This is a genomic window from Cupriavidus sp. GW823-FHT07B10 (assembly GCF_058794355.1).
This window is the reverse complement of the sequence record NZ_JBXAGS010000005.1, coordinates 309,026-329,085: the sequence shown is the minus strand read 5'-3', so window position 1 is coordinate 329,085 and position 20,060 is coordinate 309,026. Positions and strand designations below refer to the sequence as shown.

The window sequence follows — 20,060 nt, the reverse complement described above, 5'->3', positions numbered from 1 at the left end:
GGATAAGCGGCGCGATACCTGCATTGGGTAGCGCCTGCCCGGAGCTGAGCAGGTTTCGTACCGTGCATCGGGAGTCCGGCACTTGCGCGGTGAGCGGCCCGGGAACGCGCTGGCCGAACCCGCCTTGCGCCGATGCCTGTCACAAAACAGGACAGCTGCGGACACAAGCAGCGGGCCGGTGCTCAACCATGGGACAGTCGTTCGCAGCGCACCGCACAAGGCACGGCCTGGCTGCAGCGTCCGGCAGTGCGTCCGGCGCGGCCAGGCAACGGCTGGCATGGAGCGCGGCCTGATGCTGCGCTGCACATGGTATCGGCCTTGCTCTGTTCACCTGCATCAACACTCTGCCTGGTGCTTAGCCATGTTCCGCCGCCTTGGTCGCTGCCTTGCCTGCCTGCTGTTGCCGTGCCTCGGCCTGGTCCATGCGGGCGCAGCGCTGGCCGAGGGCGCGCACGGGTATCCGTCGCGGCCGATCACGCTGGTGGTGCCATGGCCAGCGGGCGGCGCCACCGATATCTCCATGCGCATCCTGGCGGAGCTGGCCGGGCGCGAGCTGGGGCAGCCGGTCGTGGTGGAGAACCGGCCGGGCGCCGGCGGCACGCTGGTGGGCGGCTTGCTTGCCGCGGCGCGGCCGGACGGCTACACCATCGGCCAGCTGCCGCTGACGGTATATCGCTTCCCGCATCAGCAGAAGACCGCCTGGCAGCCGCTGCGCGACATCCAGCCGGTGCTGATGATCTCGGGCTATACCTTCGGCATCGTGGTGCCCGCAGACAGCCCGTTACGCTCGCTGCGCGACCTGGTCGCCTGGGGCCGCGCGCATCCGGGCGAGCTGACCGTGGGCTCCACCGGCATCGGCACCACCGCCCATCTGGCGATGGAGGACGTGCTCGGGCGCAGCGGCGTGCGCTATATCCACGTGCCGTATCACGGCACCGCTGACCAGATGCTGGCCGTGGCCAACGGTTCGCTGATGGCGGGGGTCAATTCCACCGGCTTCGCGCCTTTCGTCGAGACCGGCAAGCTGCGCTTGCTGGCCGTGTTCAGCGCGCAGCGCTCACCGCGCTGGCCCGAGGTGCCGACGGTAAGCGAGCTGGGCTTTGCCGATGCGGTTCATAACTCGCCCTACGGCATCGGCGTGCCGCGCGGCACCGATCCGGCAATCGTCCGCCGCCTGCATGACGCATTCCGTGCCGCGATGCAGCAGCCGCGCCACCTTGCGGAACTGGCCAGGTACGACCAGGAGCTGACCTACCTGAATACCGCGCAATACGATGACTTCCTGCGCCATGCGTGGGAGACCGAGCGGAGCTTTGCCGAGCGCGTGGGCACCGCGCGGCCCAGGGGGCAGCTGTGATGGCCATGCAAGCGCCGCCGGCGCTGTGCTGCGATGCCGTGCGCAAGGCCTTTGGCAGCCGCGTGGCCCTGGATGGGGTCTCGCTCAGCGTGCGGCGCGGCGAGTTCGTGGCACTGCTCGGCCCCAACGGGGCGGGCAAGACGACGCTGTTCCAGATCCTCAGCGGCCTGTTCGTGGCCGATACCGGGCAGGTCACGGTCATGGGCAGCGACATGCGGCGCGATCCGGTGCGCGCGCTGGCGCGGCTGGGCATCGTGTTCCAGCAGCCGGCCATCGACCTGGACCTGCCGGTGCTGGCCAACCTGCGCTTTCACGCGGACCTGCACGGGCTGCCGCGCGGCGTGGCGGCGCTGCGCATCGCCCGGCTGCTCGATGACTTCGGGCTGGCGGCGCGTGCGCGCGCACCGGTGCGCGAGCTTTCGGGCGGCAACCGGCGCAAGGTGGAACTGGCGCGCGCGCTGCTGCATGAACCGGCCATGCTGCTGCTGGACGAGCCGACGGTGGGGCTGGACCCGGCCTCGCGCGCGCAACTGGTGGCCGATGCGCGGCGCCTGACGGCGCGGGCGCAGGCCGGCGTGCTGTGGGCCACCCACCTGGTGCAGGAGGTGGAGCACGCCGACCGCGTGATCGTGCTGGACCGCGGCACGGTGCGTTTCGACGGCACCCCGGCCGCACTGCGCGGCGCCGCTGCGTGCGACACCCTGGAGGGCGCTTTCCTGGCCATGACGCCGCGGGCCCCTGTCACTGACCCGGCCGCGAGGCGCGTACCCGCATGAACAAGATGCCATCTCCCCGCTGGTTTGCCGGCGCCTTGCTGCTGGTCACGACGCTGCTGGTTGCCGCCGGCCTGGCCGAAGGCGCGCAGGGCGGGGCCGCGCGACCCGCCGGCCAGGCTGGCAACCAGGTCTTTGTCTCGAGCGAGAAGGACGATGCCCTCGCCGTCTTCGATGCCCGCAGCCGGCAGCTGGTCGCGGTATGGCGGCAGTGCAAGCGCCCGCGCCACCTGCAACTGTCGCCCGACCGGACGCGCCTGTACGTGGCCTGCAGCGACGACAACCGGGTGGATGTGGTCGACGTGGCCAGCCGCAAGACCGTGGCATCGCTGCCGGTGGGGGACGATCCGGAGTTGTTCGATCTCAGCCAGGACGGCCGCACGCTCTATGTCTCGAATGAAGAGGACGGGCTGCTGTCGGCCTACGACACGGCGTCGGGCAAGCGCGTGTTCGCGGTCAGGGTGGGCGAGGAGCCGGAGGGCGTCAAGGTCAGCGCCGACGGCAGGCATGTGTACGTGACCTCGGAGGTGGCCAACCTGGTCCATGTCATCGACGTGGCCTCGCGCAAGGTGATCCGCAATATCCAGGTCGGCAACCGGCCGCGGCGGCTGCTGCTGGTGCGCGACGGCAAGGAGCTGTGGGTATCCAACGAGCTCTCGGCCAGCGTCAGCGTGATCCGTACCGATACCTTCGAGGTGGCCCAGACCATCGCCTTCGCGCCGCGGGGCTTTCGCGCCGAGGACGTGACCCCGGTGGGCATGGCGGCCAGCGGCGACGGCACGCGCGCCTATATCGGGCTCGGCCGCGCCAACCATGTCGCGGTGGTCGAGGTGGCGTCGCGCCGGGTGCAGGACTATGTGCTGGTCGGCCGCCGCGCATGGGGGCTGGCGCTGAGCCGCGACAACGCGCGGCTTTATGTCGCCAACGGCCTGTCCGACGATGTCAGCGTGGTGGACACCGCCAGCCGCAAGGCGGTGGCCACGCTCAAGGCGGGCCGGGTGCCGCATTCGGTGGCGATCGATGACTGAGCGCTCGCGTGCGTGGTGGCAGTGGTGGCGTGCCGGGCTGGGCGCCGTGGCGCTGGCGTGGCTGCCTGCCGCGGTGCACGCTGCCGAGGTGCGCGTGGCGGTCGTGTCGCAGGCCGACGACGCGCGCTATGCGCCCCGGCGCCTGGCGCAGCGCTATCCCGGCCAGCCGCAGGGCCGTGCGCTCGACGGCGCCCAGGTGGCGGCCGCCGAAGCGCGCGTGGCGCTCGGGGCCGCGGGCCAGTCGCTCAGGCTGGAAGCACAGGAAGCCCGCACTGAAGCCGAGGTGGCCCCGCTGGTCGCGGCGCTGGCGCGGCAGGGCACGCGCTATATCCTGCTGGACCTGCCGCCGGCATCGGTCAGGGCGGCCACGGGCGCGGTCAAGCCGGGCGAGGCCTTGTTGTTCAACGTGTCGGCCGACGACGACGCGTTGCGCGGCGCCGGCTGCGCGCCGGTGCTGCTGCACACGCTGCCCAGCCTGCGCATGCGCGCGGATGCGCTGATGCAGTACCTGGCACTGCGCAAATGGCGCCGCGCCCTGCTGCTGAGCGGCCCGTCCGCGGCCGATGCGGCGCAGCGCGACGCGCTGGTGGCGTCGGCGCGGCGCTTTGGCATTGCCTGGTCGGCGCAGCGCGCCTTCCGGCTGTCCAACGACCCGCGTGAGCGCGACCAGGCCAACCTCGGCCTGCTGACCGGCGGCGTGGACTATGACGTGGTGGTGGTGGCCGATGCCGACGGCGAGTTCGCCCGCGGCGTGCCCTACGCCACGCTGCTGCCGCGCCCGGTGGTGGGCGCCGGCGGGCTGGGCGCGCAGGCGTGGCACTGGGCCTGGGAGCGCAATGGCGGGCCGCAGCTCAACCGGCGCTTCATGCGCGCGGCGGGCCGTCCGATGACCGGCTACGACTGGGCTGCCTGGGTGGCGGTCAAGGCCATTGCCGAGAGCGTGGCGCGCCTGCCCGGGGCCGGGTTTGCCGGACAGGCGCAGGCGCTTGCCGCCGGGCAGGTGGTGGTGGACGGCTTCAAGGGGCCGCCGCTGTCGTTCCGCCGCTGGGACCGCCAGCTGCGCCAGCCGGTGTTGCTGGCCCACCCCGACGGCGTGGCCGGCATGGCCCCGGTGGAAGGCGTGTTGCATCCGAAGAACAACCTCGACACCCTGGGCGCCGATGAAGCCGACACGGCGTGCCGGGCCCCATCCGCGTAGCGCACCCATGGCCTCCATCCTGATCCATCGCTGGCGCGCGCTGCGCGCGGTTTGCGGGCGCGAGCTGCGCAAGTACCTGCGCCAGCCCGGGCGCCTGCTGTCGTCGCTGGTGCGCCCGCTGCTGTGGCTGCTGGTGTTTGCCGCGGGCTTCCAGAACGCGCTGGGCGTCGCCATTGCGCCGCCCTACGACACCTACATCGAATACAAGGTCTACGTGGCGCCCGGACTGCTGGGCATGATCGCGCTGTTCAACGGCATGCAGTCGTCGCTGGCCATGGTGTACGACCGCGAGATGGGCGTGATGCGGCTGCTGCTGACCGCGCCGCTGCCGCGGGGCTGGCTGCTGGCTTGCAAGCTGGCGGCGGGTACGGTGCTGTCGCTGCTGCAGATGGCCGCGTTCCTGCTGGTGGCGATGGCCTTCGGCATCCGCTTCGAGTCCCTGCACCTGCTGGCGGCGACGGGCGCCATGGCGCTGGCCGCGCTGATGCTGGGTGCGCTGGGCCTGCTGCTGTCGGTCCATGTGCGCCAGCTCGAGAACTTTGCCGGCACCATGAACTTCGTGATCTTCCCGATGTTCTTCATCAGCTCGGCGCTGTATCCACTGTGGAAGCTGCAGGAGTCGGGCGCGGAGCTGGTGTACCAGCTGGCCCGCTTCAATCCCTTCACCCACGCGGTCGAGGCGATCCGCTTTGCGCTGTACGGGCAGGTGGCGCCGCTGAGCCTGGCGGTGGTGGCGGGCAGCGCGGTGGTGTTCTTCGCGCTGGCGCTGCAGGGCTACGACCCGCAGCGCGGCATGGCGCGCCGGGGGCAGCAGGCATGAGGCGCCGGACGCGGGGCATGCTCCTGCTGATGGCGGCCGCACTGGGCCTGGCCAGTGCGGCGGTAGCGGCTGCCGGGGCAGCGGGCGCCGTCATCGCGCACAGCGATCCGCTGCAGTCGCCGCAATGGGCCTGGATCCACAAGGAGCTGCTGCAGTCTGGCCCGGTGGTGTTCGACAGCCGCGTCAGGGTGACCGGGCCGGCGTTTGCGGAAGACCCCATGCGCGTGCCGATCGCCTTCGATGCCTCGGCGCTGGGCGAAGTGGATCGCATCGTGGTGGCGGTCGACCGCAACCCGATCCGCGAGGTGCTGGCGTTCGAACCGCTGCGGGTGCGCCCGTCGCTGTCGTTCCGCTTCAAGCTGGAACAGGCTTCGCCGGTGCGGGTGGCGGCGCGCACGCGCGATGGCACCTGGCATGTCGGCAGCGTGCTGGTCGATGCCGGCGGCGGGGGCTGTACGGTGCCCGGCGCCACCCGCCGCGACGGCAGCTGGAGCCGCACGCTCAATCGCGTGGACGCGCGTGTGTTCCCGGGCTTCGGCGGGGCCGCGGCACGCGTGCGGCTGCGCGTGATGCATCCGATGGATACCGGACTGGCAGCGGGCATCCCGGCGTTCCACATCGAGACCCTGGTTCTTGCCGACGCGGCCCGGCAGCCGCTGCTGCGCCTGACGCTGCATGAGCCGGTTGCCGAGAATCCGATCTTCTCCTTCGACCTGCGCGATGCCGTGCCGCCGGGCATGACGGTGGCCGGCCACGACAACAACGGCAACCGCATCGCGGCGCGGGTGTCACCATGAAGCGGCGATTGCTACTGTGGTTGCTGCTATGCCTGGCGGGCCAGCCCGTGCCGCCGGCATTCGCCCAGGAGGCTGCGCTGCAGCCTCCTGACTATCGTCTGGCCCCGCGCGAGATCGCCGCGGGCGTGTGGCTGCTGGAAGGCGCCAATGCCGACTTCGCGCCCGGCAACGGCTGCAACATCATCAATACGGCGTTCATCGACACCGGCGACGGCGTAGTGGTCATCAACACCGGCCCGTCGCGGCTGTATGGCGAGCAGCAGCGCAAGGCGATTGCATCGGTCACGGCCGCCCCGGTGCGGCTGGTGCTGAACCTGAACCTGCATCCCGACTATTTCTTCGGCAACCAGGCCTATGCCGATGTGGGCGGCAGCGCCCTGGCCGGCACCATCGACGGGGCGCGGCGCGAGGGCGCCGCTTATGCCGACAACCTCTACCGCCTGTGCGGCGACTGGATGCGCGGCACCGAGCCCGTGCCGGCTGCGCACGCGCTGGCGCCGGGCCGGCTCACGATCGGGCGCCATACGCTGGAGCTGGTGCGCCTGGACGGCCATACCGGCGACGACCTGGTGGTGCTGGACCACAGCGCGGGCGTGGTCTTTGCCGGCGGGCTGGTGTTCCGGCAACGCATTCCGACCACGCCGCACGCGGATATCGGCCGCTGGCTGGCCAGCCTGGGCCGGCTGCAGGCGCTGCTGGCCGACAGCGGGGCGCGCGTGCTGGTCCCCAGCCACGGGCCAGTGCCTGCGGCCGGCGGCGGCGCTGAGGCCATCGCGCAGACGCGCGGCTACCTGCAATGGCTGGACACGCGCCTGCGCGAGGCCGCGGCGCAGGGGCGCGACCTGGCCGAGGTCATGGCGATGCCGGTGCCGCAGCCCTACGCGCACTGGGCCGCGATGCCCGCGGAGTACCTGCGCAACGTCGGCCATCTCTACCCGGCGCGTGAAGAAGCCGCGCTTGGCCACTGACGCCGGCCAGCCGAGGCGGGCTGTTCAGTTCTGGAGCAACTGCAACGCAGTGTTGCGCGCTGGCACGGCCGTCATCACGCAACCGGGCCGCAACCGGCGTGCTGGTGCGGGGATGCGACTGGCATGGGAATTGCCAAAGGCGTGTCTGGTGGGTGGCGCAGTGGCGCACCTGGGAAACCCAAAACAAGAGAGGAGATGGCAATGAGGACGTTACGAGTAGTGATGGCGGTTGCGGCTGCCGCGGCCAGTCTGGCCGCGCAGGCGGCTGTGACCGATGCCATGATCGAGAACGACGCAAAGAGCCCCGGCGATGTGTTGTCGTGGGGCATGGGCCCGCAAGGCCAGCGCTATTCCACGCTGTCGCGCATCAATACGAAGAACGTCGGGCAGCTGGTGCCGGCGTGGTCGTTCTCGTTTGGCGGCGAGAAGCAGCGCGGGCAGGAATCGCAGCCGCTGATCCATGACGGCAAGATGTTCGTGACGGCCTCGTATTCGCGCATCTATGCGCTGGACCTGAAGACCGGGCGCAAGCTCTGGAAGTATGAGCACCGGCTGCCCGAAGGCATCATGCCGTGCTGCGACGTGGTGAACCGCGGTGCGGCACTCTACGACAACCTGGTGATCTTCGGCACGCTCGATGCGCAGCTGGTGGCGCTGGACCAGAAGACCGGCAAGGTGGTGTGGAAGGAGAAGCTGGAGGACTACGCCGCCGGCTATTCGTACACGGCGGCGCCCATGATCGTCAAGGGCATGGTGCTGACCGGCATCTCGGGCGGCGAGTTCGGCGTGGTGGGCCGGGTCGACGCACGCGATGCCAAGACCGGGCAGCTGGTGTGGTCGCGGCCGGTGGTCGAAGGCCATATGGGCTACAAGTACGACAAGGACGGCAACAAGACCGAGAACGGCGTGACCGGCACCGCCAACGCAAGCTGGCCGGGCGAGACCTGGAAGACCGGCGGCGCCGCCACCTGGCTGGGCGGCACCTACGATCCGGCCACCGGGCTGGTGTACTTCGGCACCGGCAATCCGGGGCCGTGGAACAGCCATATCCGCAAGGGCGACAACCTCTACTCGGCCTCGACGGTGGCGCTGGATCCCGCCACCGGCAAGATCGCCTGGCACTACCAGAACACCCCGAACGACGGCTGGGATTTCGATGGCGTCAATGAGTTCGTGACCTTCGACCTGGACGGCAAGCGCATGGGCGGCAAGGCCGACCGCAATGGCTTCTTCTACGTCAACGACGCGGCCAGCGGCAAGCTGGTCAACGCCTTCCCCTTCGTCAGGAAGATCACCTGGGCCACCGGCATCGACCTGAAGAGCGGCCGCCCCAACTACATCGCCGAAGGCCGCCCCGGCGACCCCGCCGCCGGCAGCGACGAGAAGAAGGGCAAGTCCGTGTTTGCCGCGCCGGGCTTCCTTGGCGGCAAGAACCAGCAGCCGATGGCCTACAGCCCGCAGACCGGCCTGTTCTACGTGCCCGCCAACGAGTGGGGCATGGATATCTGGAACGAGCCCATCAGCTACAAGAAGGGCGCTGCCTTCCTGGGCGCGGGTTTCACCATCCGTCCGCTGAACGAGGACTATATCGGCACGCTGCGGGCCATCAACCCCAAGAGCGGCAAGATCATGTGGGAGGTCAAGAACAGCGCGCCGCTGTGGGGCGGGGTGATGACCACCGCCGGCGGGCTGGTGTTCTGGGGCACGCCGGAAGGCTACCTGAAGGCGGCCGACGCCAGGACCGGCAAGGAGCTGTGGCAGTTCCAGACCGGCAGCGGCGTGGTGGCGCCCCCGGTCACCTGGGAAGAGAACGGCGAGCAGTACGTGGCGGTGGTGTCCGGCTGGGGCGGCGCGGTGCCGCTGTGGGGCGGCGAGGTGGCCAAGCGCGTGAACTTCCTGGAGCAGGGCGGCTCGGTGTGGGTGTTCAAGCTGCACAAGAGCTGAGCTGGCGGGAGATGACACTGCCAGGCGCCCGCATCGCATCATGGGTGCGATGCGGGCGCCGGGCGCGGGTGCAACAGGATGAAACGGGACTCAGGTATGAAGAAGGAATGGATGGCGCTGGCGGTGGCTTCGGCGCTGCTGCCGGGCGCGGCGCTGGCCGGCACGGCCGCCGACATGCAGGCCCTGGCCGACAAGAGCGGCTGCTTTTCCTGCCATGGCATGCAGTCAAAGCTGGTGGGCCCGGGGTTTGCCGAGGTGGCTGCCAAGTACAAGGGCGACAGCCAGGCGGCGGAGCGGCTGGCAAAGAAGATCCGCGAAGGCGGCAAGGGCGCGTGGGGGCGGATTCCGATGCCGCCGCATGGCAGCCTTGCGGAGGACGATGCGAAGAAACTGGCGGAGTGGGTGTTGAGTGCCAGCTGAGGCCGGCGACTGTCTTGACGATGCCGGCATGCCGGCAAGGAACCCCGGCTGGCGCCTGCCATGCCGGGGTTTTTCCTTTCTTAGCGCTGGCCGCTGCTCAGCCGCAGCGAGTTGCCATCGCTGCGAAATACCATCGCTTGCTCGCGCGCCTGCGCCACGGCCAGCCGGCCCTGCAGCACGATCTCGCTGACCTTGTCGTGCGCGCCGGAGCGCTCGCACACGGGGTCCGTGGCGGTGGCGTCGCCGGTGACCAGGAACGCCTGGCAGCGGCAGCCGCCGTAGTCCTGCTCGCGCTGGTCGCAGGAACGGCAGGGTTCCTGCATCCACTGCGTGCCGCGGAAACGGCGGAAGGCATCGCTTTCGGTCCAGATCTCGCGCAGCCCCTGCGTGGCGACATTGGGCAGCGCCAGGCCCGGCAGCATGCGCGCCGCGTGGCAGGGCAGCGCGGTGCCGTCCGGCGCCACGCCAAGGAAGGTGGTGCCCCAGCCGTTCATGCACTTCTTGGGCCGCGCCTCGAAGTAATCAGGCACGACGAACAGGATCTGGCATTGCCTGCCGATGCGCGCGCGGTACTGCCGGACCACGGCCTCGGCCTCGCGCAGCTGCTCATGGGTGGGCAGCAGCGCCAGCCGGTTCTCCCAGGCCCAGCCGTAGTACTGCGTGTTGGCCAGTTCCAGGTATTCGGCGCCCATCTGCAGGGCCATCTCGATGATGGTGCCGACATGCGGCAGGTTATGCCGGTGCAGCACGCAGTTCATCACCATCGGATAGCCGTGCGCCTTGATCATGCGCGCCACGCGCTGCTTCAGGTCGAAGGTGCGGGTGCTGGACAGGAAGTCGTTGAGCTCGCGGGTGGAGTCCTGGAACGACAGCTGGATATGGTCCAGGCCGGCGTCGCGCAGGGCGGCAAGGCGGGCGTCGGTCAGGCCCACGCCCGAGGTGATGAGGTTGGTGTAGAAGCCCAGGCCATGCGCATGCCTGACCAGTACTTCAAGGTCCTTGCGCAGCAGTGGTTCGCCGCCGGACAGCCCGAGCTGCACCGCGCCCAGCGCCCGCGCCTGGCTGAACACGTCGCACCATTGCACGGTGCTCAGCTCGGCCGTATGCCGGGCATAGTCCACCGGGTTGGAGCAGAAGGCGCAATGCAGCGGGCAGCGGTAGGTCAGCTCGGCCAGCAGCCACAGCGGCGGGCCGGGCGCGGCCTCAGACCAGCCAGCCGCGTTCGATCGCATGTTTGACAAAGGCATGTACCTCCGGGGCGATTCCCTGCACGCCAAACGCGGCCTGCAGGTCGTCGATCAGCATGTCCAGCGTGTGGCTGCCGTCGCAGCGCTGCAGGATCGCGGCGGCGCTGTCGTTGAGGGTGACCATGCCTTCCGGGTACAGCAGCACCCAGCTTTGCTGGGAGGCTTCCCATTGCAGGCGAAAGGTCCGGTGCAGGGTCGGTCTGGCGAGGTCTTGCGTGCTGGCTGTCATGGGTTGGCTTGCTGGATGGCGTCGAGCATCGACCAGAGCACGTCGAGCTTGAACTGCAGGATGTCGAGGGCGCGCTGCTGTTGCGCCGCGCTGCGGAAATGGCCCAGCGTCACGCGCAGGCCATGGTCCACGTCGCGCTGCGCGAGCGGAATGCGAGAGCGGAAGTAGTCCAGCCCGGCGGCCTCGATCCACGGGTAATGCGTGGGCCAGCCGGCCAGGCGTTCCTTGTGGATTGCGGGCGCGAACATCTCCGTCAGCGACGAGCACACGGCTTCCTGCCACGGTGCGCGGCGCGCAAAGTTGACGTAGGCATCGACGGCAAAGCGCACCCCGGGCAGCACGTGCCGGTGGCTCAGCAGTGCTTCGCGCTCCAGGCCCACCGCCTGGCCCAGGCGCAGCCAGGCCTCGATGCCGCCGGGCTGGGTGTCGGTGCCGTCGTGGTCAAGGATGCGCACCACCCACTCGCGGCGGGTGTCGCGCTCGGGGCAATTGGACAGGATGGCGGCGTCCTTCAGCGGGATGTTGTCCTGATAGTAGAAGCGGTTGGCCACCCATGCGCGGATCTGCGCGGGCGAACACTGGCCTGCCGCCATGCGCTGGTTGAAGGGATGGTGGATGTGGTAGCCGCTTTCCATGGCGCGCAGGCGGGCCTCGAACTCGGCCTCGGCCCAGGCGATGGGGGGGATGGGGAGGATGGCAGTTGTCATAGGGCGATTTCCATGCCGTCGTACGCCACCTCGATGCCATGCCGCGCCAGCTCTGCGCGCTCGGGCGAGTCTTCCACCAGCACCGGGTTGGTATTGTTGATATGGATAAGAATCTTGCGGCTGGCGGGCAGCCGCTCCAGGACCTCGATCATGCCGCCGGGTCCCGACAGGGCCAGGTGGCCCATGTCGGCGGCGCTCTTGCCCGAGAAGCCAGGCGCCTGCATCTCGTCGTCGCGCCAGAAGGTGCCGTCGACCAGCACGATGTCGGCGCTGTGCAGCTCGGCAAAGACGTGGTCGTCGATGCGGCCCAGGCCGGGCGCATAGAAGGCGCTGCGGCCGCTGCGGCGGTCTTCGATGCGCAGGCCGATGTTGTCGCCCGCGCGCGGCGCGTGGCGGTTGGGCGAGTAGGGCGGGGCCTTGCTCTCCAGCGGTATCGCCGTCAGTGTCAGGCCGTCCAGCGGCGGGACTGAAAACGCGGTGCCGTCGCAGGGCAGGGCATGCGTCCGCAGTCCGCAGTAGTGCGACAGGATGCGCGTCAGCGGGAAGGCGGCGCCCAGGTCGTCCAGCACGGCGGCGGTGGCATAGAGCGGCAGCGCCTGGCGGTGTTCGCGCAGCATCAGCAGGCCGGTGACGTGGTCGATCTGCGCATCCATCAGCACGACCGCGGCGATGGCGGTGTCGCGCGGCGCGCGCGCGGGCTGCAGCGCGGGTGCCTGGCGCAGCTGCTGCAGGATATCGGGCGAGGCATTGACCAGGATGGCATCAGGCCCGTCGCCCGTCAGCGCGATCGAGGATTGCGTGCGCGGCGTGGCGCGCACCGTGCCGCGGCGCACGCCGTCGCAGTTGTGGCAGTTGCAGTTCCACTGCGGAAAGCCGCCGCCGGCGGCCGACCCCAGTACCCGGATGCTTGTCATGGCGTGAGCGCTTGGTGTTGGGTCATGGCTTCACGGGGCAGGCGCCAGGCCTGGCGTCTGCCTGCGTTGGTTGTGCTTGCGGTCCGCGGCTTGCCTGTCGGCGCAGCGCCGGTCGCAGGCGCCGCGGCACCGCGGCACCCTCAGCGGTTGGCGATGTACATCGTGATTTCAAAGCCAAGCCGCAGCTCGGTGTAGGCGGGGGTGGTCCAGCGCATGTCTCTCTCCTTGGGTGGCATGGTTAGTGAATATCGTTGTGCAGCGGCGCCTGGCTGCCGCCCGACTGCCGCATCCCTTCAAGGCAACATCCATGCCCGACGCATCAACGATTTCTGCCGGCTTTTCCGACGCGGCCACCACCTTCCACCTGCGTACGCCCGATGCCCAGCGCGTGCATGTGCGGCTGGCCGGCGCCGCGGACGGCGAGCCGTGGCTGGTGCTGCATGGCGGGCCGGGCAGCGGCTGCTCTGCCGCCATGGCGCAGTGGTTCGACCCGCGGCGGCACCGCGTGGTGATGCCGGACCAGCGCGGCGCCGGCCGCTCCAGGCCGGCCGGCTGCCTGCGCCGCAATACCGTGGGCGCGCTGCTGGCCGACCTGGAGCAGCTGCGCCGCGCGCTGGGCATCGAGCGCTGGGGCGTGGTGGGCGGATCATGGGGTGCAGCACTTGCCCTGGCGTACGCGGCGCAATGCCCGCACGCCGTGGCGGCGCTGGTCCTGCGCGGCTCCTTCCTGACCGGCCGCGACGATGTGCTCGCGCTGTTTTCACCGCGCCATGGGGGCCGCCGCATGCTGCATTGCGTCAAGGCATGGGGCGAGCGCTTGCCCGATGCGCGCGCGCGGCTGCTCACTGTGTCACGGCTGTTGCAAAGTGGTACGCCTGTTCAAAAACGGGACACTGCCGCGGCGTGGCAGGCGAGCGAACAGGCGTGGTTGGGTCTTTCCCCTGCGTCGCATTCGCGCCGGCAGCGGCGGCCTGAGCGCATGGCCGCGGTGAACAAATACCGGATCCAGGCGCACTACCTGCGCAACCGGGCCGGACTGGGCAAGCCGGCCCTGCTCAGCGCGGCGCGGGTCATCGGCGCGCATGGCCTGCCGGTGACGCTGCTGCATGGCCGCGCCGACAAGGTCTGCCGTCCCGCCAACGCGCTGCGCCTGCAGGCCGCCATGCCGGGCGCAAGGCTGGCCTGGGTGGACGGCGGACACCTGGCGGCAGGGGCCATGCGCGACGCCCTGGTGGCCGCGATCCGCGCCGCGGGCTGGCAGCGGTGATGCCCACGACGCGGCGCGGCTTTCTTGGCGCCACGCTTGCGCTGGCCATGAACGGCTGGCGCCCGGCGGCCGCTGCCGGCACGCGGGTCACGCTGGAGCGGCTGCAGCCAGGCGTGTACGTGGCCCGCGCCGGCAATGCCGAAGTGGCGCGCGCCAACGCCGCCGAAGTGGTGCCGACCCTGGTCCACCTGAGCGGTGCGGGCGTGCTGGTGGTGGACCCCGGGCCGCAGGCGGCGTGGGGCGGTGCGCTGCTCGGCGCCATCCGGGCGCTGACGCCGCAGCCCGTGCGTTGGGTGGTCAACACGCATGCCCACCCGGAGAACGTGCTGGCCAATGCCGCGTTCGCACGGCTGCGGCCCCGGCCCGTGTTCCTCGCCTCCGCCGCCACGGCTGCGCTGATGCGGCAACGCTGCGCGGCCTGCCTGGCCCGCATGGCGACGCTGCTCGGGAACGGTGCCATGCGCGGCGCCGTGATCGTGTTGCCGCAGCCCGCGCTGCAGCCCGATGGCTGGCTGCACACCGGCGCTACCGCCTGGCAGGTGCAGGTTTATGCGAATGCGCACAGTGCCTCGGATACGGTGCTGTACGCGCCGCAGCTGCAGCTGCTGTGTGCGGGTGGCCTGGCTTACCGCGAGCGCGTGCCGGAGATGCACGAGGCCTCGCTGCAGGGGTGGCGCCGTGCGCTGCGGCGGCTGCAGGAGCTGCCGGCGCGCACGGTGGTGGGCACCGCGGCGGGCACGCCCGCCCAGACGCTGGCGCCGACGCTGGCTTACCTGGATGCGCTGGCGCACGGAATCGGCGCCGCGCTGGCCGCGGGCAGCGATGCCTCGCGCGCCAATGACGCCGTGGCGGCGGTGCCGTTCCGGCACTGGCGCCATTTCCAGCCGCGCCACCCGCTGAACGTGCAGCGCGCCTGGCGCGAGCTGGAAGACCTGTGGATGCAGGGCGAGCCGCTGGCCTGAGCGCGGGGCTGCCCTGGTGCGTGGCCCGAATCAGCCGGCCTGGTGGGGCAGCCCGCGGGCCTCTTCCATTTTCCGGTAGACCGTATTGCGCGAGATCCCCAGCGCCTTGGCCGCCGCAGAGATGTTCCCGTTGTGCGCCTTGACCGTGGCGACAATGGCCATGGCCTCGACATCGGCCAGCCGCGTGGGCTGCGCGCCCGGCAACATATGGGCCGCGGGCACCGCCGCATGCCCCTGGCGCTCGCGCAGGTCATCGAGGAAGTCGTCGGGCAGGTGGTCCTCGGTGATCTCGGCTTCGCCTTCGGCCATCAGCCGCGCGGTGCGCAGCAGGTTGCACAGCTGGCGGATATTGCCCGGCCAGTGGTAGCGGCGGAACATCTCCATCACCGACTCGCGGATGCGGGGCGGCTCGCCGGGTTGCACGCCCGCCTGGTCCTGGCGCAGCAGCCTGGCGGCCACCGCGTCGAGGTCGCCGCGCTCGCGCAGGGCCGGCAGCCGCACCACCAGCCCGTTGAGGCGGTAGTAGAGGTCTTCGCGGAACTGGCCGTTGGCGACCAGGTCACGCAGGTTGCGGTTGGTGGCGCATACCACCGAGACGTCGACATGGATGACCTTGCTGCTGCCCAGCGGCGACACCGCGCGTTCCTGCAGCGCGCGCAGCAGCCGTCCTTGCAGATGCAGCGGCATGTCCCCGATCTCGTCCAGGAACAGCGTGCCGCCGTTGGCCAGCAGCATCTTGCCGATGCCGCCCTTCTTGCGGGCGCCGGTGAAGGCGCCTTCTTCATAGCCGAACAGCTCGGACTCGATCAGGGTTTCCGGGATGGAGGCGCAGTTCACGGCAATGAAGGGCCCGGCATGGCGCGGGCTGTCGGCGTGGATGGCGCGCGCCATCAGTTCCTTGCCGGTGCCGGTCTCGCCCAGCACCATCACCGGAATATCCTTGCCGATGACCTTGCGCAGCTTGCCGATGACCGCGCGGATCTGCGCGTCGCCCGTGTCCAGGTCGTCCAGCCCGGGTGAGCGGGCGGGGCCTGCGGCCAGGCTGCGCGGTGCGGCGGCCGTGCCAGGCTGGACTGCTTGGCCGGCATCGGTGTTGCCCGGCAGCGATGCGGCGGGTGACTTCCATTCGACCCGGGCGCTGACCTTGACGCCGCTCGGCAGGTGCAGCTGGACGATGCCCGCATGAGCCGCGCGCACCGTGTCGAACAGCTGCGACATCGACAGCCCGAACAGCGAAGAGAAGGTGTGCGCATGCAGGGCGCCATTGGACAGGCCAAGCTGGAACTGCCCGCTGCGGTTGGCTGACAGGAAGCGCCCGCCGGGCGTGAAGGAGACGATGCCCTCGACCAGCGTGCCCAGGAACTCCGCGCGCGAATGGAAGCGGATGCACACCATGTCACGGAAGGCGTTGCCGAACAGCTGGTTCTCGATCATCTGCGCCGACATCCGCACCAGCGCCATGGTGTGCTTGTGGAAACCGCGCTGGTCGCCGGTCACATCCAGCGCCCCCACGGTCTTGCCGTAAGGGTCGAGGATGGTCATGCACGAGCAGGTCAGGAACTGGTTGGCCTCCAGGAAGTGGTCGGCGCCGTGTACCAGCGTGGCCCGGTTCTCGGCCAGGGCCGTGCCGATGGCGTTGGTGCCGCGGCGCGCTTCCGACCACTCCGCGCCCGGGCGCAGCGCGACCTGGTTGGCCCGGGCCAGAAAGTCGTCATCGCCCATCGAGTGCAGGATCAGGCCATCGGCGTCGGTCAGGATGACCATGCTCTGCGTATTCACGATCTGGTCGTAGAGCGTTTCCATCACCGGCAGCGCATAGGCGAACAGCGACTGGCTACGCTCGATCCGCGTTTTCAGCTCGCTCTGCAGCACCGGGCAGAAGTCGGGCGATTCGTAGGGACGCAGGCCATAGGACTCGGAACGCTGGTGGGCCTGGGCAATCAGTTGGTCGCGCTCGGGCTGCCCTGTGTCACCCGGGGCGCCCGCCGCGGGGCGGGCCGGTTCCGGCTGGAAGGTCATTTCTCTGTCTCCTGTGGAAAGTCCGCCCGCGGTCTTTGCGCGGGTCGCTGTCGGCGCCTTCGCCGGGCGCATGGTCGACAGTGTTGCGTCATGAAGCAAAACACTTGCCAGGGTGTGGCAATCCGGGACACCCGTGCCGCGATGCTGCGTTGCAGACAACGATGGCGGCGCGGCGAAGCCTGCTTTCAGGCGCCTCCGGGCCTGGTCCGGCTGGCTGGTATGGCTCTTGCGGAAACAGGGCAAACAACCAAGACCCGTCCACTGTAGGAGACATCCATGAAAACGCAGCGCCGCCTGCTTGCCTTGCTCGCGCTTTGCGCGTCCCTGACCGCCCTCCCGGCCGGTTCCCTGCTGGCCCATGGCGACGTCACGCCCCAGGCCGTCGATACCAAAGCGTTACCACAACTGGGCGACGAATGGCGCCCGGACAATCCCTACCGTAGCGGTGATGCGCACAAGGAGGCTCTGCGGATCGGCAGCTCGGCCTATAACCAGAACTGCGCGCGCTGCCATGGCCTGGAAGCGGTGTCAGGGGGCATCGCGCCGGACCTGCGCAAGCTGGACGGCGACTGCGTCTCGCTGGCGGATGCAAAGAAGAAGCAGGCATGCATGAGCGAGATCTCGCAGTTCTACACCACCACCGTGCGCAAGGGCCGCACGCGCGACGGCCGCGTCTACATGCCGCCGTTCGACGGCGTGCTGAGCCAGGAGGCGGTGTGGGCCATCAAGACCTACCTGGAGTCGCGCCACGAGTAAGAGGCGGTTGCGCCGGCAGTCCTTCACGTTGTCCAGCCCCGGCCCGCAGTGCCGGGTCAACGCATCTTCCAGGAGCCATCCCATGCCCGCCAGCCCTGTCCGCGGCCCCAGGCATTCCGTGTCCCCCATGCCGGCGGCGCCGGCCGGCGCCGTGCGCTGGCTGTGCGGCGCCATGCTGGCTGCCGCCGCGCTCTTCTGCGCGCAACCGGCCCAGGCCGACCTGGCCAGGATCCGCCAGACCGGCACCCTCAAGGTGGCGGTCTACAAAGGCTTGCCGCCGTTCTCCGCGATCGCGGGCAGTCAGGCCGCGGGCATCGACGTGGCCCTGGCCAGGGCACTGGGCAAGGAGCTGGGCCTGTCGGTGGCGCTGATGCCGTTCGATGCCGATGAAAGCATGGCTGACGACTTGCGTGCCATGGTCTGGCGCGGCCATTACCTTGGTTACGGACCGGCCGACGTAATGCTGCACGTGCCGGTCGACCGCGCCTTCATGCGCGAGAACGACAAGGCGCTGATCTTCGCGCCGTACTACCGCGAGACCTTCGTGCTGGTGCAGGACCGCGAGCGCGTGCCGGCGGTGCGCGGCCTGGAAGACCTGGCCGGGCAGCCGACCGGCGCCGCAGCCGGTTCGGCCGGGGCCAATGCGCTGCTGTCCGGCGCGGGCGGCGCCTTGCGCGACAAGGTCAGGATCTACCCCGAAGCCGACGCGGCATTGCGCGCGCTGTTCTCCGGCGAGATCGCGGCGGCGATGGTGACGCGCGCCCAATACGAGAGCGCGCTCAAGGCCGCGGGGCAATCCGGGGCGCGCTTTGCCGCGACGGAACCCAGCGCGCCGCTGCTGCCGCAGCGCGGGTGGGCCGTCGGCATGGCGGTCAAGGCAGGCGAGCGGGAACTGGCCGAAGCGCTGGAACAGGCGTTGAGCGCGCTGCGCAGCAATGGCGAACTGGCGCGCATCTTTGCCGGCTACGGGGTGTCGATGCAGGCGCCGTGAGGGTGGCTGGCGGGCGCCTCACCTGGCCGGCCTGCCGGCCCGTGCAAGCGGCAGCGTCTGCAGGCGCTCGGCAACGACATTGCGGATCGCCTGCGGCGCGTCCAGGTCGTCCAGCATGCGCGGCCAGTTGGCATGCGCCAGCGCGACGGCTTCCTTGACGGCGGCGGTCGCAATGCGCCGCGGGACGCCGGCCTTCTCCGCGATGGTCTCGTACGTTGCCAGGGTTTCTTCACGCTGCCGCCTGTCGATGGCAACGTTCTGGCCATAGGTCGCAAAGCCGGGAAGCGCGGCCACGCAGACGATGTCGTACGCCGGTGACAGTTCTGGCAGGACCCCGTTGTGATAGGTCACCGAGAAGTTCTTCAGGTGCGCATCGCTGTTGCCGATCAGCGTGTTGACCGCCTGGCGCAGGAAGAACTGCCGCGCATGCTCGATCCCGCTCGGGCTCAGGCGATACAGGGCGGCAACGAGCTGAATGTAGCTCTCGATGCCGGCGTACTTCTTCGCTGGCATCCTGCCCAGCATCTGGCAGCCGTCTTCGGCGTGCACACGCCCGGCCGGGGTGCGGTCAAACCTGTCCACCGCAAGGTAGTGCAGGTTTTCGCCCAGCGATTCAACCAGTCCCTCGACCTCGATGGTCGAGACGGGCAGTACTCTTGTCGGCGCGACATGGACGCCGGCGGCAGCTGCGAGCTGCATCGAGATCGATTCGTTGAACACCTGCGAATCATCGTTCCTGGCAGGAAGCTTGGCGATGATGTCGGACAGCCTGCCCTTGGCTGGCAGAGTGTAGCGCTTGTCCTGCAGCACCGTCGACAGGGCCAGCTTGTTCTGCACGCCGGACACCGAGGCCGCGCCCTGGGTGGCGCCCTCCACCACGGCAATTTCCAGGTTGTCCGCGCCGCCGGTCACGCCATACGTCCGCGCATACTCCGGCAACGCGCCGATGTCCGCCGGCACGATGACGACGGCCCCCGGGAGATCATTGCCGGCCGATGCCAGGATGCCGAAATCATCCTTGTCATCGGGATTGCTCCGCGTTGCCTCGAGCCGCTTGCGCAGTTCGCCCTCGGGCAGCAGGCCGGCAAAGTAGGGCGGCAGTTCATGGCCCGTGCTGTAGACGGCAGGATGGAAGGGGTTGTCCAGCACCTCGGCGGTGGCCTTGCGGCCGGCCTCGGTCGGGACGCTGATCGACAGGCTCAGCGTGGGGCGGCGCGTGTCGCCCCGGAAGGCTTCGGATGGCACGAACCGGACATTGCCGCTGGCCTCGCACAGGTAGCCGCATAACTGGTCGTACAGCCGGACCTCAAGAAAGCGCGGATGCAGTTCGTAGCTCATTCCTGGTCCAGGAAGATGTCGACTGCGCTGCGGGCGCTGCGGTCGGGCCCGCTGCCTTTGCCTTCCAGGACTTGCCTGACTTCCTGTGCCCGCTCGTTGGGCACCAGGACCCATTCTGCGTCCAGGGCGGCCGCCAGGGCTTCGAGGGTGGATGCGCGGCTGTCCTTCTTCCCCAGCAGGATCGCCGACAGGTTCTGGCTTGCCATGCCCAGCACCCGCCCGATCTCGGTCAGGGTCTTGCCTCTGGCTTCACGCATGTCGCGGCACTGAGAAACTAATGACATAGCATTATTTCATTGATATATGCATGCCTTAGTATGATACA

Annotated in this window: 21 protein-coding genes; 13 read left to right on the top strand and 8 right to left on the bottom strand. The window is 69.7% G+C overall.

Going from position 1 to position 20,060, the window contains the following annotated elements:
* Positions 1-361 precede the first annotated feature (361 nt).
* The 9 genes from AC1Q6V_RS13870 (at position 362) to AC1Q6V_RS13830 (ending at position 9,305) form a co-directional block, all read left to right on the top strand.
* A complete protein-coding gene (locus AC1Q6V_RS13870) occupies positions 362-1,357 on the top strand; it encodes a tripartite tricarboxylate transporter substrate binding protein (RefSeq protein ID WP_010809765.1) in 996 nt (331 codons plus the stop codon).
* Entirely contained in the window at positions 1,357-2,133 is a 777-nt protein-coding gene (locus tag AC1Q6V_RS13865; protein WP_439669915.1) for an ABC transporter ATP-binding protein, read from the top strand. The genes AC1Q6V_RS13870 and AC1Q6V_RS13865 overlap by 1 nt, the downstream gene beginning before the upstream one ends.
* The gene (locus AC1Q6V_RS13860; protein WP_010809767.1) at positions 2,130-3,158 is read left to right on the top strand and encodes a PQQ-dependent catabolism-associated beta-propeller protein; all 1,029 of its coding nucleotides are present in this window, start codon (positions 2,130-2,132) and stop codon (positions 3,156-3,158) included. Before AC1Q6V_RS13865 ends, AC1Q6V_RS13860 begins: the two co-directional genes overlap by 4 nt.
* Positions 3,151-4,356: a type 1 periplasmic-binding domain-containing protein gene (locus AC1Q6V_RS13855; RefSeq protein ID WP_010809768.1), complete on the top strand. Its 1,206-nt coding sequence runs from the start codon at positions 3,151-3,153 to the stop codon at positions 4,354-4,356. The genes AC1Q6V_RS13860 and AC1Q6V_RS13855 overlap by 8 nt, the downstream gene beginning before the upstream one ends.
* 7 nt (positions 4,357-4,363) lie before the next feature.
* A complete protein-coding gene (locus AC1Q6V_RS13850) occupies positions 4,364-5,176 on the top strand; it encodes an ABC transporter permease (RefSeq protein WP_010809769.1) in 813 nt (270 codons plus the stop codon).
* Positions 5,177-5,193: 17 nt separating this feature from the next.
* Positions 5,194-5,973, top strand: coding sequence for a quinoprotein dehydrogenase-associated SoxYZ-like carrier (locus AC1Q6V_RS13845; RefSeq protein WP_234788133.1), 780 nt, complete (start codon positions 5,194-5,196; stop codon positions 5,971-5,973).
* Entirely contained in the window at positions 5,970-6,941 is a 972-nt protein-coding gene (locus AC1Q6V_RS13840) for a quinoprotein relay system zinc metallohydrolase 1 (RefSeq protein WP_454750574.1), read from the top strand. The genes AC1Q6V_RS13845 and AC1Q6V_RS13840 overlap by 4 nt, the downstream gene beginning before the upstream one ends.
* Before the next feature lie 201 nt (positions 6,942-7,142).
* Complete coding sequence (locus AC1Q6V_RS13835; RefSeq protein WP_010809772.1) at positions 7,143-8,885, top strand: PQQ-dependent methanol/ethanol family dehydrogenase; 1,743 nt, start codon at positions 7,143-7,145, stop codon at positions 8,883-8,885.
* Between the two features lie 96 nt (positions 8,886-8,981).
* The gene (locus AC1Q6V_RS13830; protein ID WP_010809773.1) at positions 8,982-9,305 is read left to right on the top strand and encodes a c-type cytochrome; all 324 of its coding nucleotides are present in this window, start codon (positions 8,982-8,984) and stop codon (positions 9,303-9,305) included.
* Positions 9,306-9,385: 80 nt separating this feature from the next.
* On the opposite strand, the gene pqqE is transcribed toward AC1Q6V_RS13830, so the two are convergent.
* From pqqE to pqqA, 5 genes are all read right to left on the bottom strand, one after another.
* Positions 9,386-10,537 (bottom strand): pyrroloquinoline quinone biosynthesis protein PqqE, encoded by a 1,152-nt coding sequence (gene pqqE, locus AC1Q6V_RS13825; RefSeq protein ID WP_010809774.1) that lies wholly within the window; start codon positions 10,535-10,537, stop codon positions 9,386-9,388.
* Complete coding sequence (gene pqqD, locus AC1Q6V_RS13820; protein ID WP_010809775.1) at positions 10,509-10,781, bottom strand: pyrroloquinoline quinone biosynthesis peptide chaperone PqqD; 273 nt, start codon at positions 10,779-10,781, stop codon at positions 10,509-10,511. Before pqqD ends, pqqE begins: the two co-directional genes overlap by 29 nt.
* Positions 10,778-11,488 carry a pyrroloquinoline-quinone synthase PqqC gene (pqqC, locus tag AC1Q6V_RS13815; RefSeq protein WP_454750573.1) on the bottom strand — a complete coding sequence of 237 codons (711 nt, stop codon included), beginning with the start codon at positions 11,486-11,488 and terminating at the stop codon, positions 10,778-10,780. The genes pqqD and pqqC overlap by 4 nt, the downstream gene beginning before the upstream one ends.
* The gene (pqqB, locus tag AC1Q6V_RS13810) at positions 11,485-12,402 is read right to left on the bottom strand and encodes a pyrroloquinoline quinone biosynthesis protein PqqB (protein WP_010809777.1); all 918 of its coding nucleotides are present in this window, start codon (positions 12,400-12,402) and stop codon (positions 11,485-11,487) included. The genes pqqC and pqqB overlap by 4 nt, the downstream gene beginning before the upstream one ends.
* Positions 12,403-12,542: 140 nt before the next feature.
* Positions 12,543-12,617, bottom strand: coding sequence for a pyrroloquinoline quinone precursor peptide PqqA (pqqA, locus tag AC1Q6V_RS13805; RefSeq protein ID WP_010809778.1), 75 nt, complete (start codon positions 12,615-12,617; stop codon positions 12,543-12,545).
* A 92-nt stretch (positions 12,618-12,709) separates the two neighbouring features.
* Between pqqA and AC1Q6V_RS13800 the strand changes: the two genes are divergently transcribed.
* Together AC1Q6V_RS13800 and AC1Q6V_RS13795 are read left to right on the top strand one after the other, a co-directional pair.
* Complete coding sequence (locus AC1Q6V_RS13800; protein WP_010809779.1) at positions 12,710-13,669, top strand: alpha/beta fold hydrolase; 960 nt, start codon at positions 12,710-12,712, stop codon at positions 13,667-13,669.
* A complete protein-coding gene (locus AC1Q6V_RS13795) occupies positions 13,669-14,631 on the top strand; it encodes an MBL fold metallo-hydrolase (RefSeq protein ID WP_454750572.1) in 963 nt (320 codons plus the stop codon). The genes AC1Q6V_RS13800 and AC1Q6V_RS13795 overlap by 1 nt, the downstream gene beginning before the upstream one ends.
* Before the next feature lie 30 nt (positions 14,632-14,661).
* On the opposite strand, the gene AC1Q6V_RS13790 is transcribed toward AC1Q6V_RS13795, so the two are convergent.
* Positions 14,662-16,650: a sigma-54-dependent Fis family transcriptional regulator gene (locus AC1Q6V_RS13790; RefSeq protein WP_010809781.1), complete on the bottom strand. Its 1,989-nt coding sequence runs from the start codon at positions 16,648-16,650 to the stop codon at positions 14,662-14,664.
* Positions 16,651-16,926: 276 nt separating this feature from the next.
* Here AC1Q6V_RS13790 and pedF point away from each other — a divergent pair, with 276 nt between their 5' ends.
* The gene (gene pedF, locus AC1Q6V_RS13785) at positions 16,927-17,406 is read left to right on the top strand and encodes a cytochrome c-550 PedF (RefSeq protein ID WP_454750571.1); all 480 of its coding nucleotides are present in this window, start codon (positions 16,927-16,929) and stop codon (positions 17,404-17,406) included.
* Between the two features lie 82 nt (positions 17,407-17,488).
* The gene (locus tag AC1Q6V_RS13780) at positions 17,489-18,397 is read left to right on the top strand and encodes a substrate-binding periplasmic protein (RefSeq protein ID WP_454750570.1); all 909 of its coding nucleotides are present in this window, start codon (positions 17,489-17,491) and stop codon (positions 18,395-18,397) included.
* 18 nt (positions 18,398-18,415) lie between these two features.
* On the opposite strand, the gene AC1Q6V_RS13775 is transcribed toward AC1Q6V_RS13780, so the two are convergent.
* Together AC1Q6V_RS13775 and AC1Q6V_RS13770 are read right to left on the bottom strand one after the other, a co-directional pair.
* Entirely contained in the window at positions 18,416-19,735 is a 1,320-nt protein-coding gene (locus AC1Q6V_RS13775; RefSeq protein WP_454750569.1) for a type II toxin-antitoxin system HipA family toxin, read from the bottom strand.
* Positions 19,732-19,992: a helix-turn-helix domain-containing protein gene (locus AC1Q6V_RS13770; RefSeq protein ID WP_010809785.1), complete on the bottom strand. Its 261-nt coding sequence runs from the start codon at positions 19,990-19,992 to the stop codon at positions 19,732-19,734. The genes AC1Q6V_RS13775 and AC1Q6V_RS13770 overlap by 4 nt, the downstream gene beginning before the upstream one ends.
* Positions 19,993-20,060: the final 68 nt, after the last annotated feature.